We start from the raw sequence: 15,233 nt of genomic DNA, 5'->3' as shown, positions 1-15,233 counted from the left end.
ACATATGATTCCTGTAGTTGCTCTTGTAGGGCGTCCTAATGTTGGTAAGTCGACGCTTTTTAACCGTCTGACTAGAACGCGTGACGCGTTAGTAGCCGACTTCCCTGGATTAACTCGGGATCGTAAATACGGTCAAGCAAAACTGGGTGAACATGATTTCATCGTTATCGATACTGGTGGTATTGATGGAACGGAAGAGGGTGTAGAAACAAAGATGGCACAGCAGTCGCTGGCAGCGATTGATGAAGCTGATGTGGTTCTCTTTATGGTTGATGGTCGTGCTGGGTTAACACCAGCGGATGAAGCCATTGCGATGCACCTTCGAAAAATAGAGAAGCCAGCTATGCTGGTGGTGAACAAAGTAGACGGTATTGACGCCGATGCAGCGTGCGCCGATTTCTGGAAGCTTGGTGTTGAAAACATGTATCAAATTGCGGCATCTCATGGTCGTGGTGTAGCAGCGTTGATTGACCGCGCTCTTAATCCATTTGCAGAAGAACTCATTGCAAATGCTGAAGGTGAGCTGGAAGACCTCACAGACTTTGAAGACCCGGAAGAAAAACTGGATTACACCGAAGAAGAAGCAGAAGCTGAATTCAAACGCTTACAAGATCAACCAATAAAGCTGGCTATCATTGGTCGTCCTAATGTAGGGAAATCGACGCTTACAAACCGTATTCTTGGTGAAGAGCGAGTTGTAGTATTTGATGCTCCAGGCACTACTCGTGACTCTATTTATATTCCAATGCAGCGTGATGAACGTGAATATGTCCTGATTGATACAGCAGGTGTACGCCGCCGCACACGTATCAATGAGACGGTAGAAAAGTTTTCAGTTGTTAAGACTTTGAAAGCCGTCGAAGACGCTAACGTAGTGCTGCTGGTTATTGATGCTCGAGAAAACATATCTGATCAAGACTTAAGTTTATTAGGCTTTGCTTTGAATTCCGGTCGCTCCATTGTGATTGCGGTGAATAAGTGGGATGGTCTAGATACTGATGTAAAAGAGCATGTGAAGAAAGAGCTTGATCGCCGCCTAGGTTTTGTCGATTTTGCACGAATTCACTTTATCTCAGCGTTGCACGGTACTGGTGTAGGGCACTTGTTTGAATCGGTTCAAGAAGCGTATAAATCTGCAACGACTCGTGTTGGTACATCTGTTCTAACTCGAATCATGAAAATGGCGCAAGATGATCACCAACCGCCAATGGTGCGTGGTCGCCGAGTGAAATTGAAATACGCGCACGCTGGTGGTTATAACCCTCCAATCATTGTTGTTCATGGCAACCAAGTACATGAATTACCAGACTCCTATAAGCGTTACTTAATGAACTACTACCGTCGTTCTTTGGAAATTATGGGTACTCCTATCCGAATTCAATTCCAAAGCAGTGACAACCCATTTGAAGGTAAGTCCAACAAACTTACGTTGTCGCAAGAGCGAAAACGTAAACGCCTTATGTCGATGATGAAAAATCGAAACAAATAACTAAAAAGCGCCGAAAGGCGCTTTTTTGTATTCAAAGATAATTCGCGTATTTCCCTTTGATGGATCTACCAATAGATAAGTATCTATTAAGGTATATATATTCAAAAACAAAGGGTTAAGTGTAGTTTTAAGCGTTGTAATGTTCACTTACATTCGAATGACAATTGATTTTTGATCGAATATTAAATTCTGATACCTGTTGTTTTCTATCTTTCTTTTGGTTTTTATATCTATTTAAAATTCAAATACAGCATATGTAACTTATGCTTTCGGGGTGTGGTTATATAAATGTTCTTTTTGATGCTGATCGCTGATCAGATGTCCTAGTGCGGAAGATCGGAAAAGATCTGTATTCGTAACTTTGTCCCAATAATCACGGTTTGATTACGGAAATATGATTGAAAAATAACATGAATACGTACCTTACATTGTGACTAGAATACATATAACTGACATAAAAAATTTAATCGTGAAAGATCGTAGCCCCAAGAAGCTTCAGTTCGGATTAACATCTGATACAGATCAAAGCGCGTATTTAGTTATGACCTCATTATCCACCATGTACTTCGTGGTAAAGAGGGTGAAGATATGAATGACAATGTGTGCAAACACTGTGACAGCGAATTGAGATGGAATGGTGGGTTATATCACTGCGATTTCTGCTCTGAAGATTATCAGAAGCTTGCGTTCTGCCCTGACTGCGAACAATCTCTAGAAAAGCTTCAAGCGTGCGGAGCTGCGAGTTATTTTTGCCCAAGCTGCAATGAGCTTAAATCCAAGACTCGGGTTACTTTTGTCTATAAAAAACAATCGAATGTGGCTTGATATTTTTCTGCTTTAGGAAGCTAAAAACGCAAGAAAACGGAATCCGAAGCTCTAACTTTGGTAGTAGACAGAAATTATTAGTCGTTGTTAGAAATGTATTGGCGCTAATCAGAAACGGTTGAGCGAATATTCCCATCAGCAAGGCGGGTGATAAGTACATCACCCGTTTTAATTTCGTTAGCATCGGTAACCACATCACCATTTTCTAGCTGTGTAATACTGTAACCACGTTTTAATGTGGCTAGTGGGCTAACTGTGTCCAACTTCTCTGCGGCTAGAGCCAATTGATGTCGAGACAGTAACAACTGCCTATCCATGGCATCGAACAGTTTTGCTTTACTGCTAGAAAGCTCACTCTGAAGCTGATTGAGTTTTCGCTGAGGATTGTGTAATGCGAGCCGGTGATCCAAATTCACCATTGTTCGGCTATTACCTGATAACCTTTGGTTCATTGCAACGCGCAGCCGTTGTTCTAATTCATCCAATCTCTGGCTTTGCTGTTGAAGTTGGTAGCTTGGGTGCTTTCTTTCCAACTTTCTTTCCAACATATTTAGCGAAGATTTGTGGTCGGTAAGATACTGCAACATTGCCTGATGTAAGTGTTGGCGCTTTTGCTTCAGTGATAACACTTTGTGATTGTTGTCTCGGCTGACTAATTCGGCCGCCGCTGAAGGTGTAGGTGCTCTCATGTCAGCTACAAAATCAGCAATGGTGACATCTACCTCATGACCTACGGCAGAAACAATAGGGATCTGGCTTGCGGCAATTGTGCGTGCCAAGATTTCATTGTTAAAACACCATAAATCTTCTAACGAACCTCCGCCCCGTCCGACAATAAGTACATCACACTCGTTGCGTTCGTTCGCTCTACCAATCGCTTGAGCAATTGAAATAGCTGCGGTGTCTCCCTGAACTAACGTAGGGTAGATAACGATAGGAAGTGTGGGATCTCGTCGCTTTAATACGTCTAGAATATCGTGCAGTGCTGCGCCCGTCTTGGATGTAACAACACCCACACGAGTCGGATTTTCTGGTAAAGGTTGCTTTGTACTTTGAGCAAACAGACCTTCAGCAGCAAGTTTCATCTTCAGCTCTTCAAATTCTTGCTGAAGTCGTCCGTCGCCTTCGGGTTGCATACTTTCAATGATAAGTTGGTAGTCACCCCTTGGCTCATAGAGAGACAATCGGGCTTTCACCAATACTTGATTTCCATTTTGTGGTTTGAATGTAACTCGGCGGTTGTTGCCTCGAAACATCGCACATTTCACTTGGGCGCGAGAGTCTTTCAGCGTGAAGTACCAATGACCGGAAACGGGTGCAGAGAAATTAGAAATTTCACCCACTAGCCATACAATGCCCATTTCATTTTCGAGCAGCAGACGGACTTCCGAGTTTAAGCGAGATACAGTGAAAATATTATTATTGGTCAGAGAAGACACAAATAATCTCTAAGGCGTGAATATGGAAATTAGCGGCAATATAATACATATCAAGGGGGTGATTGCAAATAAAAAATAAAAAAATGTGTGGTCAAGCGATTGCCCTGTGCGTATAATCCGTCTGCAATATCAAATCCAAATCACTTTATTATGCGAAACGATAAAGCTTGGGTTTATTCCTATTAACACCTTGTTGTGAGATATTGCAAATGCTACGAATCGCAAAAGAAGCTTTAACTTTTGACGACGTTTTACTCGTCCCGGCACACTCCACTGTTCTTCCGAACACTGCTGATCTTCGCACTCAGCTGACTAAAAACATCACTTTGAATATCCCAATGATCTCTGCATCTATGGATACCGTAACGGAAGCTCGCCTAGCCATCGCGCTGGCGCAAGAAGGTGGTATTGGCTTTATCCACAAAAACATGTCGATTGAGCAACAAGCTCATCAAGTGCATCTTGTTAAGATCTTCGAAGCAGGTGTGGTTACTGCGCCTGTTACTGTTGAGCCAACAGCGACTATTGAAAATGTAAAAGCGTTAACTGAAGAAAACGGTTTTGCTGGTTACCCTGTTGTTGCTGAAAACAATGAATTAGTTGGTATCATTACAGGCCGCGATGTGCGCTTCGTTACTGATCTTACTAAGAAAGTTGAAGACGTGATGACACCGAAAACACGTCTTGCGACAGTGAAAGAAGGTGCTTCTCGTGAAGAAGTACAAAAGTTGATGCAAGAGCACCGTGTAGAGAAAGTTTTGGTAGTGAACGAAGAGTTCCAACTAAAAGGCATGATCACTGCAAAAGATTTCCATAAAGCAGAGCGTAAGCCTAACGCATGTAAAGATGCTCAAGGTCGCTTACGCGTTGGTGCTGCAGTAGGTGCAGGCGCAGGTAATGAAGAGCGCGTGAAAGCGCTTGTTGATGCTGGTGTGGATATTTTACTTATCGATTCATCTCACGGTCACTCTGAAGGGGTATTGAATCGGATCCGCGAAACTCGCGCTGCGTTCCCTGACCTCGATATCATTGGCGGTAACGTTGCAACGGCAACGGGTGCGAAAGCCCTAATTGAAGCGGGTGTGAGTGCAGTTAAAGTGGGTATCGGTCCAGGTTCAATCTGTACAACTCGTATTGTTACAGGTGTTGGTGTACCGCAAATCACAGCGATTTCGGATGCAGCAGACGCAGCCGCTGAATACGGTATTCCTGTAATTGCTGATGGCGGTATTCGTTACTCTGGTGATATCTGTAAAGCCATTGCAGCGGGCGCCTCGTGTGTAATGGTCGGTTCTATGTTTGCGGGAACTGAAGAAGCACCGGGTGAAGTTGAGCTTTACCAAGGTCGTGCATACAAGTCATACCGTGGCATGGGCTCACTTGGTGCGATGTCCAAAGGTTCTTCTGACCGCTACTTCCAATCTGATAACGCTGCCGACAAGCTTGTCCCTGAAGGCATCGAAGGTCGTATCGCTTATAAAGGTCGCTTGAAAGAAATTGTTCATCAGCAAATGGGCGGCTTGCGTTCAAGCATGGGCCTAACTGGCAGCGCAACAATCAACGATATGCGCACTAAAGCTGAATTCGTACGTATTTCTGGCGCGGGAATGAAAGAATCTCACGTCCACGATGTACAGATGACGAAAGAAGCGCCTAACTACCGTACTGGCCAGTAATTACTCCTAAAGAATTAACCTTGAAGATGCGTGCTAATGCGCATCTTCATCGCTTAACCTATTTGATCTTAAGAGACGAAAATGACTAAGAACATTCATGACCAACGTATTTTGATCCTCGATTTTGGTTCTCAATACACTCAGCTTGTTGCACGACGCATCCGTGAAATTGGTGTTTACTGTGAACTATGGAGCTGGGATGTTGAAGAAGCGGATATTCGCGAATTCAACCCAGATGGCATTATTCTTTCTGGTGGCCCTGAAAGCGTAACGGAAAACAACTCTCCTCGTGCTCCTCAATACGTATTCGACTCTGGTGTACCAGTTTTTGGTATTTGCTACGGCATGCAGACCATGGCCGAGCAGTTAGGCGGTAAAGTTGCTGGTTCCAATGAGCGTGAATTTGGCTATGCAGCCGTTCAAGTAACAGGTGATTCTGCATTATTTGCCTCTCTTGAAGAGACTCAAGATGTATGGATGAGCCACGGTGACAAGGTCGTAGAAATCCCAGTTGATTTCACTAAGATCGCTCAAACTGACACTTGCCCATACGCGGCAATGGCAAATGATGAGAAGAAATATTACGGCGTTCAGTTCCACCCAGAAGTAACGCACACGAAAAATGGCATGACAATGCTTGAAAACTTCGTGTTGAACGTGTGTGGCTGTGAGCGTTTATGGACATCTGAATCCATCATTGAAGATGCCGTCGCTCGAATTAAAGAGCAGGTAGGCGACGATGAAGTTATTCTCGGTTTGTCGGGTGGTGTTGATTCTTCAGTTGTAGCAATGCTTGCTCACCGAGCAATTGGTGACAAGCTGACTTGTGTATTCGTTGATAACGGTTTATTGCGTTTGAACGAAGCTGAGCAAGTTATGGATATGTTCGGCAATAAGTTTGGCCTTAACATCATCCATGTGAATGCTGAAGACCGTTTCCTAAATGCTCTGGAAGGCGAAGCTGATCCAGAAGCGAAGCGTAAGATCATTGGTCACGTATTTGTAGACATCTTCGATGAAGAATCTAAGAAACTGAAGAATGCGAAGTGGCTTGCTCAGGGAACTATCTACCCAGATGTTATCGAGTCTGCTGCATCTAAGACCGGTAAAGCACACGTTATCAAATCTCACCACAATGTTGGTGGATTACCGGATGACATGGAGATGGGCTTAGTTGAGCCATTGCGTGAACTATTCAAAGATGAAGTTCGCAAGATTGGTCTAGAACTGGGTCTTCCATACAACATGCTTTACCGCCACCCATTCCCTGGTCCGGGTTTAGGTGTTCGCGTTCTTGGTGAAATCAAGAAAGAATACTGTGACTTGCTACGCCGCGCTGACGCTATCTTTATTGAAGAGCTGCATGCTGCAGACTTGTACCATAAAGTTTCTCAAGCGTTTACGGTATTCTTACCAGTACGCTCTGTTGGTGTAATGGGCGATGGTCGTAAGTACGATTGGGTTGTTTCACTACGTGCAGTAGAAACTATCGACTTCATGACCGCTCACTGGGCGCATCTACCATACGATTTCCTTGGTAAGGTTTCTAACCGAATCATCAACGAAGTGGATGGTATTTCTCGTGTGGTTTACGATATTTCAGGTAAGCCACCAGCGACAATTGAGTGGGAATAATTTCCTCTCGCTAGATATCAATGCCAGCCTTCGCGCTGGCATTTTTTTAGCTTTTTTTTCATTCAAATCTCTGTTCACCCAAACCTTTATTCACCCAAACCAGTGTTAACTCAAATCTCTGCTCACCAAGCTTCCGACTCTCCAAGTTTTTATCTGATCATTGCCACAAACTTAGTTTGCACAAGCTAGTGTCACAATAATCTTCAAAACCTTATAAAATTTTCCTGTATTTTTTATTAATAAATTTGAAGGTTATGAGATATGTCGACTAAGTTAGCCAACCCCGCCCCTTTGGGGTTAATGGGATTTGGAATGACCACTATTTTACTGAATATCCACAATGCAGGTTTTTTCCCAATTGATTCCATGATTCTTGCAATGGGGATTTTCTATGGTGGGTTAAGCCAAGTGATTGTTGGCATGATGTGCTTTAAGCGTGGGGATACGTTTGGTACCACTGCGTTTACATCTTATGGCTTGTTTTGGTTAACGCTAGTTGGTTGTATCGTTCTACCTTATATGGGGCTACCAAAAAGCCCTGAGCACTTTATGGGGTGGTATCTCACTTTATGGGGAATCTTTACTGCATTTATGTTTATTGGTTCACTGTGTTACCCAATCGCGAAGCAAGTAGTGTTTGGCTCGCTGACCATTCTTTTTGCGTTGCTGGCAATTCGAGATTTTACCGGAAGTGAGTTTGTAGGCACGATTGCTGGTTTTGAGGGGATATTCTGTGGAGCGAGTGCGATCTATTTTGCGATGGCTCAAGTGATCAACAACGAATATGGCAGAACTATTTTGCCAATCGGTGAGAAAAAGCCTTCACCAAAAATCAATACAGAACAAATTGCTGCTTAAGAACTGTCGCAAGACGACGAAAATTGGATTGGCAATGAAAAGAAGGGATAGCAAATGCTATCCCTTATGTTGTTTACCGACTGGATATTTTTGAGTAAAACGAACGGTTACACCGAAGGTTGTTGCTCTACACCATCTGCCGATTCTTCGGTTGACGGTGATTTACCTGTTTTACGTTTGTATTTTTCTTCCCAGTAAGTCGCTCCCTTAATACCAAGCTTTACTGGGTTAAACGTATATTCAGTTACGCCCGCTTTCTGCTGCTGCTCATAATCTTTTAAGGCTTTAAGTGCAGGTTTTGCCATAAAGAAGATGATCAGAATACCGATAATGTTGAGCCAAGCCATTGCGCCTACGCCTACATCACCCATTGCCCAAGCTAGGTTCGCTGTTTTTACTGTTCCGTAGAATACTGCAGACAGAATGACCAATTTAAGCGCAAACATCATTCCGCTCAGTTTGAACGTACGTCGAATGTAAGCAATGTTGGTTTCGGCAATGTAGTAGTAAGCCAAAATAGTGGTGAATGAGAAGAAGAATAAAGCAAAAGCAATGAACAGTTTCCCAACACCTGGTAGCGTACTTTCTATCGCCATTTGGGTGAAGACTGGGCCATTAGCGCCGATTGTTGCAGGTAGATTTTGGATGAGGAATTGCCCTTCAGCACCACCATGTACGTTATAAGCGCCAGTGATAAGGATCATAAATGCCGTTGCGGAACAAACGAGCAATGTATCAATGTAGATTGAGAAGGACTGAACTAATCCTTGTTGTGCTGGGTGGTCGACGCTTGCTGCCGCAGCGGCATGAGGACCAGTACCTTGACCCGCTTCGTTGGAGTAAACACCACGTTTAACGCCCCAACCGATGGCTGCGCCAAAGCCTGCCATTGGAGTGAACGCATCACCAATAATCATTGAGAAGATACGTGGTACTTCACCAATATTAAGAAGGATGATGACAAACGCAATGACGATGTAGGCTAATGCCATGAAAGGAACGACGAATTGCGTGAAGTTAGCAATACGCTTAACACCACCAAAAATGATGAAAGCCAAAATGATGGAAATAAAGGTGCCAGTAAAGATTTTAGCAAAACTGTAAGTACCTAGACCTGTATCTATCATCATGCCCGTACCAAATGCGGCTTCAACGGCATTACCAATACTGTTTGATTGAACGCCCGGAAGAAGAACACCACACGCGAAGATAGTGGCTATAGCAAAAATCCATGCATACCATTTTTGACCCATCGCTTTTTCAATGTAATAAGCAGGACCGCCACGGAACTGACCTTCATCTTCTTCTTTGTAAATTTGCGCTAATGTGGATTCTGCGTAGGCTGTTGCGGCACCTAAGAAAGCCACTACCCACATCCAGAATACCGCTCCAGGACCACCGAATCCGATTGCCGCAGCGACACCAGCGATGTTACCCGTACCTACGCGTCCTGAAAGCGAAACCGCGAGAGCCTGGAATGAAGATATGCCTTTAGAGGAACTTTTGCCTGATAAAAGCAAACGCCACATTTCTGAAAAATGACGAACCTGAACAAAGCGAGTAGTGATGGAATAGAACAAGCCAGCGCCCAGGCATAAGTAAATGAGTACTGGGCTCCATATTATTCCATTAAGAAAGTCGACGAGTGACTGCATGACTCTTTCCCTATATTGATGTTGTGTTTGTGTGAAAATCGAACGATATATTAATCTCGAATGTGACTAAGTTGTTAATATTTTTATCTAACCGTTGTTGCTATCGTGAGTTAGAGCACGTATCGCTAATATTTTGCAATATAGTGGCTATAAATTGTGCAAATCGGCGGTATGTATAATTATTATTTTTCAAAAAGAATAAAGATATCGACTATGATTCTGTATAGTTTTGCGTTTGGTTATATTTTAAATTTTGGATAAATCTATTTATTTAGAATTAAATTTTTATGGTTTTAATGAGGCCGACTGCTTGATTCCGTTGGAAGCCCAGAGTTATAGAGTTAGTTGAGCGAGTAGCGAGAGTAGGATAAGTCTTCATGCTCAATATCTGGTGTTTGATTAGCTACAATATCAGCCAATAATCGTCCGGACCCACAAGCGAGTGTCCACCCAAGTGTGCCGTGACCAGTATTGGTGTACATGTTCGATAACGGCGTTTGCCCGATGATCGGTGTTCCGTCTGGGGTCATTGGGCGTAGCCCTGTCCAGTACTCGGCATCCGATAATCTGCTCGCTTTGGGGAAAAGGTCAGTGAGAACTTTATTGATTGTTTGAGTACGCTTACAAGGAAGGGTTTGGTTAAACCCAGCGAGTTCCGCGGTTCCTGCTACTCGAATCCGATCCTTAAATCGAGTAATGGCGACTTTATACGTTTCATCCATGATGGTTGAATGTGGTGCGTAATCTATATTTTCTACTGGCACCGTTAAGGAATATCCTTTAACTGGGTAAACTGGTAAATGAATTCCTAAAGGTTTGAGCCATATTGTAGAGTGACTGCCCATGGCTACGATGTATTTATCGGCTTGAAATTCTTGTTGAGTGGTTGTGATTCCAGTGATCACTTTTTTGTTATGTTGAATCGCTTTCACTTCTTGATTGTAGTGAAATTGAACACCTGCATTCTTACAGTGCTGTTCCAACTGCTGACAAAACAAAAAGCAGTCGCCAGTTTCATCATTGGGCAGATATAACCCGCCTGTGAGTTTATGCTTTACTGCTGCCAACCCTGGCTCTTTTTCAATGCACTGATCAACATTGAGTAGATGATGTTGAATGCCGCTTTTTTCTAATAGAACCATGTCTTTTCCGACGGCGTCTATTTGCGCTGCACTGCGAAATACCTGCAATGTACCGAGCTCTTTTCCTTCAAATTCTATATCGAGAGATTGCCTTAATTCCCCCATGCTCAATTTGCTGTAATTCGCTAATCGAAGCATTCTCGATTTGTTTTGTTGGTATTTTTCCTCAGTGCAATTTGCCAGCATCTTTAGGCTCCAGCCCATCATGTTTGAATCTAATGGTGGGGATATTTTAAGTGGTGCATGTGTTTGAGCTAGCCATTTGATTGCTTTGAACGGAACTCCAGGCGCAGCCCATGGGGCTGAGTAGCCATAAGAAAGTTGCCCAGCATTAGCAAAACTGGTTTCCAATGCACTGCATTCTTGCCTATCGATAACATCGACATCAAATCCTGCTTGTCTTAAATACCATGCGCTGGTTAAACCAATAACACCACTTCCAATCACTAAGGCTTTCATTTTTTACTTGTCCGTTTTAATTCGTCTATTCCGGCTTAGTGTCGGGTGTTTACAAATGTTTAACAATCGATAAAAATTGCATCTAGCCTTTAGAAAAATTAAATACAAAGATTGGGTGAGAGAATGGAAATTGTGAAAAGCAGTATTGTTAGCCACTTATCGACATTCGAAGTCGCAGCGCGGGAAGGCAGTTTTACAGGAGCCTCTCGCATCCTACATAAAACAACTGGGGCAATCAGCCAACAAATATCGTTGCTTGAAAAACAGCTAGGTTTTCCTTTGTTTGAAAGACATTCTCGCGGTGTTCAGCTCAATGAAAATGGTCGAATTCTGTTTGAATCGACCCAACAAGGGCTAACGGTTATACATCATGCCATCGAGAGTATTCGTAGTATCGATAATGCAGAACAAGAAATTCGCCTTAAGCTCACTCCATCATTTGCCTATAAGTGGTTAATACCTAGGTTGCAAAATTTCTATAATCTTCACCCTGATATCCAAATCCAGATCTATGCCGAAGCAGCAATAGTGGATGCATACAGTGGCGATTTTGATTTGGTGATTGATTACGGTGTGGTTCCATACAGAGATTCACGTGCCAGTTTGCTTCTTAAAGAATCTCTTCTTCCTGTCATGTCCCCTTCCTTTATGGCACGGCACGATTGGGAAAGTGATCTCAAGGTATGGGAGAAAGTCTTGTTGCTGCACGATGGAATGCCTTGGCGGCACGCTGAAAAAGACGTGGAGTGGCAGATGTGGATGAAGCTTAATAATGTCTCTTCTAGTGAGCTAAAAGGGCATTTCTTTAACCGAGCAGATATGGCCATGGCGGCGGCAGAAGCGGGTGTTGGTGTTGCGATGGGAAGGCTTTCTCTTTTAGAAGAAGACATAAAAACGCAAAGGCTGTGTAGTCCATTTTCGGCAACACCTGTGGAAGCCGGGTATTTTTTTATTCAGCATCAAAAGAGTGAGAATATAGATAAATTTGTTCACTGGTTAAGACAAGAAGCAGGAAACGAATAAATAACAGCGTCTCATTTTGTGAGGGCTTTAATCCCCACCTACACTTAAAAAGTGTTTTGCATCTAGCACCATTGGCTTGATGCCTTTTCTGAGCTTTTTAGGGCGAATGTTTATGACAACAAAAAAAACATGTAAATATTGCAACCCCGATGGTTGGCAGTGCAATGAACCTGCTGGCGAATCGGGTTTGTGCTATTGGCATGATCCTAAAGTGGACAAGAGTAACGATGATGTAAAAGCCAAAGTTGAACAATGGGCGAAAGATGGAAAGCCACTGGATGGTTTCCAGCTTTCTAGAGCCAAACTGGAAGACATCAACCTTGTGAATCGGGGAAGTAGAGAAGGCTACAAATGTCGTGATGCGGATTTCTATCGAGCAGATTTGCGTAATGCGCATTTCTTTGGTCTCGACCTAAGAGGTTCCTCTTTAATGAAAAGCACGCTGGCTGGATCAAACCTGCATTGTGCACATCTCGAAAATTGCAATTTGCTTGGCGCTGATCTGAGTAGAGCTCGCCTTGAGAACGTTGAATGGGGGAAAGAGCTTCAACAAGAAAGAAAAGCAATGGATGCTATTCGACAGGGAGAGACAAAGAAATCCGTTGAGCTATGCCAAGAGGCTGAAGAAGTCGCTCGGTGCATTCGAAAGCAATGTGAAAAAGAAGGTCTTTTTGAAATTGCCGGACATTTTTTTAAAAAAGAGATGGTATTTAGGCGTTATCAAATGCCTCGTTTCAGCTCCAAACGCATTATTTCGAAAGGAGTTGATTTGTTCTGTGGCTACGGAGAATCCCCTATTAGAGTGGTCATGTTTTCTGTGTGTTTGATCATGATGTGCGCTCTTGCGTATTTTTTTCTTGGTACGACGGCATCTAATCCGATTTATCCCAACATACATGGTTACAAGGCGGTCTTTTTAGAGTTCTTAAATGCTCTATATTTTAGCGTCGTTACCTTTACGACGCTCGGGTATGGCGATATATCACCTATCGGGTTGGCGCGGTTTATTGCCGCTTTTGAGGCCTTTTTGGGGAGCTTTACCATGGCTTTGTTTGTTGTTGTTTTCGTTAAGAAAATGACACGTTAGCAATACCTGTATGTGTTTGTTATCTCTAGTTAACCTTTGTTAATGCTCCAAAACTTAGTAGGACCTATAGTTCTTCTGCTTTTTAATGGAGGATCTATGCGCTGGAAAATTTGCACATTCGAACAGTTGACACAAATCGAACTTTATCAACTGCTTAAGCTAAGAGTAGACATTTTTGTTGTTGAGCAAAATGCGCCTTATTCTGACTTGGATGGGAAAGACTGTGCGGAAGGTGTCATGCATGTTCTTGGTTTTGATGGTGATGAAGTTGTGGCGTATTCACGTTTGCTACCACAAGGAATGGGGTATCCAGAAGAAGTTAAGCCATATCTAGGTGAGCACAAACACGATACCGCTATAGGGCGAGTTGTAGTGGATAAGGCGTATCGAGGGAGAGGTCTTGGTGACGAATTGCTGAGAGTTTCCATAGCGGCTATGCAGCGTCATGAGTTTTCTACACCCGTATTTATTTCAGCTCAGTCGTACCTTGTTCCGTATTATCAAAAGCAAGGTTTTGAGGTGTTTACGCCTGCCTATATGGAGGATGGATGCAATATGAGAGGAATGCGCGCTAACGCATTTCATTCTCTCTAGACCATGTTTTTTAAGATAATTTGTTAACCCCGTTAATGTGGGGCTTTAATCCAGCTATGATACCAGCGTAACAAATTATCGATGGGTCTTGGGGTGCAAATCAGAAAGCCTTGAATGTGCATTTTCTTGTAATGGCCTTCGAGGTAGTTTAAGTCTTCAATTGTCTCCATACCTTCTGCAATAAGCGTGACATTCAGTCTTGAAGAGATGTCGGCGAGAGAATTCACGACAACTTGGTTAAATTGATCGCAGTGAATATCCGTGATTAAACTACGATCAATTTTTACCTCGGTAAACGGCAGGCTCCGAAGCTGTTGTAGGTTTGTAAAACCAGTACCAAAGTCATCCAAGGACAATCCAAACCCTCGGATACGAAATCGGTTCAAAGACTCCAATTGCTCGGTGCTTTTTAAAGCGAATTCTTCTGTAATCTCTAAGATAACCTGCGATTTATTTATGCCTTTCGATGTGACGATTTCATTTAACGCATCGGGGTAAGTGGGATCGACCAATTGGCTAGGAGAAAGGTTGACGCTAACCTTTAGTTCTTGACCAAACTCTTTACAAAGAACCGGAAGATCGTCGAGAGACTTTTCCAAAATCTGCAGAGTAATGTCATTGAGCAAATCATAACGCATTGCGGTTGGAATGAACTGACCGGGAAGAATCGCTTCAGGTATGCCGGGTTTGCAAATTCTAGCAAGCACTTCAACCCCATTAACTTTATGAGTTTGGATACCCACTTTGGGTTGATAGTAGGGGGTAATGTAGCGGTTTTTGATGTAATCGATGAGCTCCTCTTCTGACATTTTCTCGTAATGTACAAAATTACGCTCTTCCATTTGTTTTAGTTTATCGAGTGCTCTTTTCAGGCTATTTAGATCGATTGGCTTAGAAATATTTCCCAGCAAGCAAACTTGATGTTGTCTAGCGATGTCTGCAGCGAGTTCTATGATTCGTTTCTCCATATCGGAGATAATACAAACCCCGCCTTCAAACTGCATTGCGCCTAACTGCTTAATAACTTCCATACCGTCAATTTCAGGCATGTTGAGATCGGTAAAAACCGCACTGTACTTTTCTGGGTGGTTACGAATGGATTCCAGCGCTTTTTTAGGATTAGAAGAGGTCACTACGCTGGTATAGCCGAGCTCTAGCAGCATGGTTTTCATGACCATTAGAATAGCTTGGGAGTCGTCAATGACGACGATTTGTTTATGTTTCATGCCTTGTTACACCTATAACCAACGTGTTTTTCTCATCACTGACTTATCTGTATTTTTTTGTGCGCCAATGAGTAAATTGAAACTTTTATGTTCCATATATTAAAAAACTAGTAGACGGAGCGGAT

12 protein-coding genes are annotated in these 15,233 nt (G+C 43.0%); 8 read left to right on the top strand and 4 right to left on the bottom strand.

The features are described from left to right. Positions 1-4 precede the first annotated feature (4 nt). Entirely contained in the window at positions 5-1,489 is a 1,485-nt protein-coding gene (gene der, locus VPNCDNU1_RS11785; protein WP_104400488.1) for a ribosome biogenesis GTPase Der, read from the top strand. Positions 1,490-2,077: 588 nt separating this feature from the next. Further along, the gene (locus tag VPNCDNU1_RS11780; RefSeq protein WP_104400487.1) at positions 2,078-2,314 is read left to right on the top strand and encodes a zinc ribbon domain-containing protein; all 237 of its coding nucleotides are present in this window, start codon (positions 2,078-2,080) and stop codon (positions 2,312-2,314) included. A 104-nt stretch (positions 2,315-2,418) separates the two neighbouring features. On the opposite strand, the gene xseA is transcribed toward VPNCDNU1_RS11780, so the two are convergent. Continuing rightward, complete coding sequence (gene xseA, locus VPNCDNU1_RS11775) at positions 2,419-3,675, bottom strand: exodeoxyribonuclease VII large subunit (RefSeq protein WP_371410791.1); 1,257 nt, start codon at positions 3,673-3,675, stop codon at positions 2,419-2,421. A 287-nt stretch (positions 3,676-3,962) separates the two neighbouring features. Between xseA and guaB the strand changes: the two genes are divergently transcribed. From guaB to VPNCDNU1_RS11760, 3 genes are all read left to right on the top strand, one after another. Continuing rightward, on the top strand, positions 3,963-5,429 hold the full coding sequence (gene guaB, locus VPNCDNU1_RS11770) for an IMP dehydrogenase (RefSeq protein ID WP_104400485.1): 1,467 nt from the start codon (positions 3,963-3,965) through the stop codon (positions 5,427-5,429). A gap of 81 nt (positions 5,430-5,510) precedes the next feature. Then, entirely contained in the window at positions 5,511-7,064 is a 1,554-nt protein-coding gene (guaA, locus tag VPNCDNU1_RS11765; RefSeq protein WP_104400484.1) for a glutamine-hydrolyzing GMP synthase, read from the top strand. Positions 7,065-7,325: 261 nt separating this feature from the next. Beyond that, complete coding sequence (locus VPNCDNU1_RS11760) at positions 7,326-7,922, top strand: acetate uptake transporter (protein ID WP_104400483.1); 597 nt, start codon at positions 7,326-7,328, stop codon at positions 7,920-7,922. A 107-nt stretch (positions 7,923-8,029) separates the two neighbouring features. Here VPNCDNU1_RS11760 and VPNCDNU1_RS11755 read toward each other — a convergent pair whose 3' ends face one another. Both VPNCDNU1_RS11755 and VPNCDNU1_RS11750 read right to left on the bottom strand, forming a co-directional pair. Beyond that, on the bottom strand, positions 8,030-9,577 hold the full coding sequence (locus tag VPNCDNU1_RS11755; RefSeq protein WP_104400482.1) for an alanine/glycine:cation symporter family protein: 1,548 nt from the start codon (positions 9,575-9,577) through the stop codon (positions 8,030-8,032). 341 nt (positions 9,578-9,918) lie between these two features. Further along, positions 9,919-11,178: a D-amino acid dehydrogenase gene (locus tag VPNCDNU1_RS11750; RefSeq protein WP_104400481.1), complete on the bottom strand. Its 1,260-nt coding sequence runs from the start codon at positions 11,176-11,178 to the stop codon at positions 9,919-9,921. A gap of 123 nt (positions 11,179-11,301) precedes the next feature. Between VPNCDNU1_RS11750 and VPNCDNU1_RS11745 the strand changes: the two genes are divergently transcribed. From VPNCDNU1_RS11745 to VPNCDNU1_RS11735, 3 genes are all read left to right on the top strand, one after another. Further along, positions 11,302-12,201 carry a LysR substrate-binding domain-containing protein gene (locus tag VPNCDNU1_RS11745; RefSeq protein ID WP_104400480.1) on the top strand — a complete coding sequence of 300 codons (900 nt, stop codon included), beginning with the start codon at positions 11,302-11,304 and terminating at the stop codon, positions 12,199-12,201. Positions 12,202-12,313: 112 nt separating this feature from the next. Continuing rightward, positions 12,314-13,288 (top strand): ion channel, encoded by a 975-nt coding sequence (locus VPNCDNU1_RS11740; protein ID WP_104400479.1) that lies wholly within the window; start codon positions 12,314-12,316, stop codon positions 13,286-13,288. 96 nt (positions 13,289-13,384) lie between these two features. Continuing rightward, complete coding sequence (locus tag VPNCDNU1_RS11735) at positions 13,385-13,882, top strand: GNAT family N-acetyltransferase (RefSeq protein ID WP_104400478.1); 498 nt, start codon at positions 13,385-13,387, stop codon at positions 13,880-13,882. A 32-nt stretch (positions 13,883-13,914) separates the two neighbouring features. Here the strand turns inward: VPNCDNU1_RS11735 and VPNCDNU1_RS11730 are convergent, their stop codons facing one another. After that, complete coding sequence (locus tag VPNCDNU1_RS11730; protein ID WP_104400477.1) at positions 13,915-15,108, bottom strand: EAL domain-containing response regulator; 1,194 nt, start codon at positions 15,106-15,108, stop codon at positions 13,915-13,917. Positions 15,109-15,233: the final 125 nt, after the last annotated feature.

Source organism: Vibrio penaeicida (genome assembly GCF_002933855.1).
Lineage (GTDB): Bacteria > Pseudomonadota > Gammaproteobacteria > Enterobacterales > Vibrionaceae > Vibrio > Vibrio penaeicida_A.
Note: the sequence above shows the minus strand (reverse complement) of the source record. Positions and strands in the feature narration are given on the sequence as shown.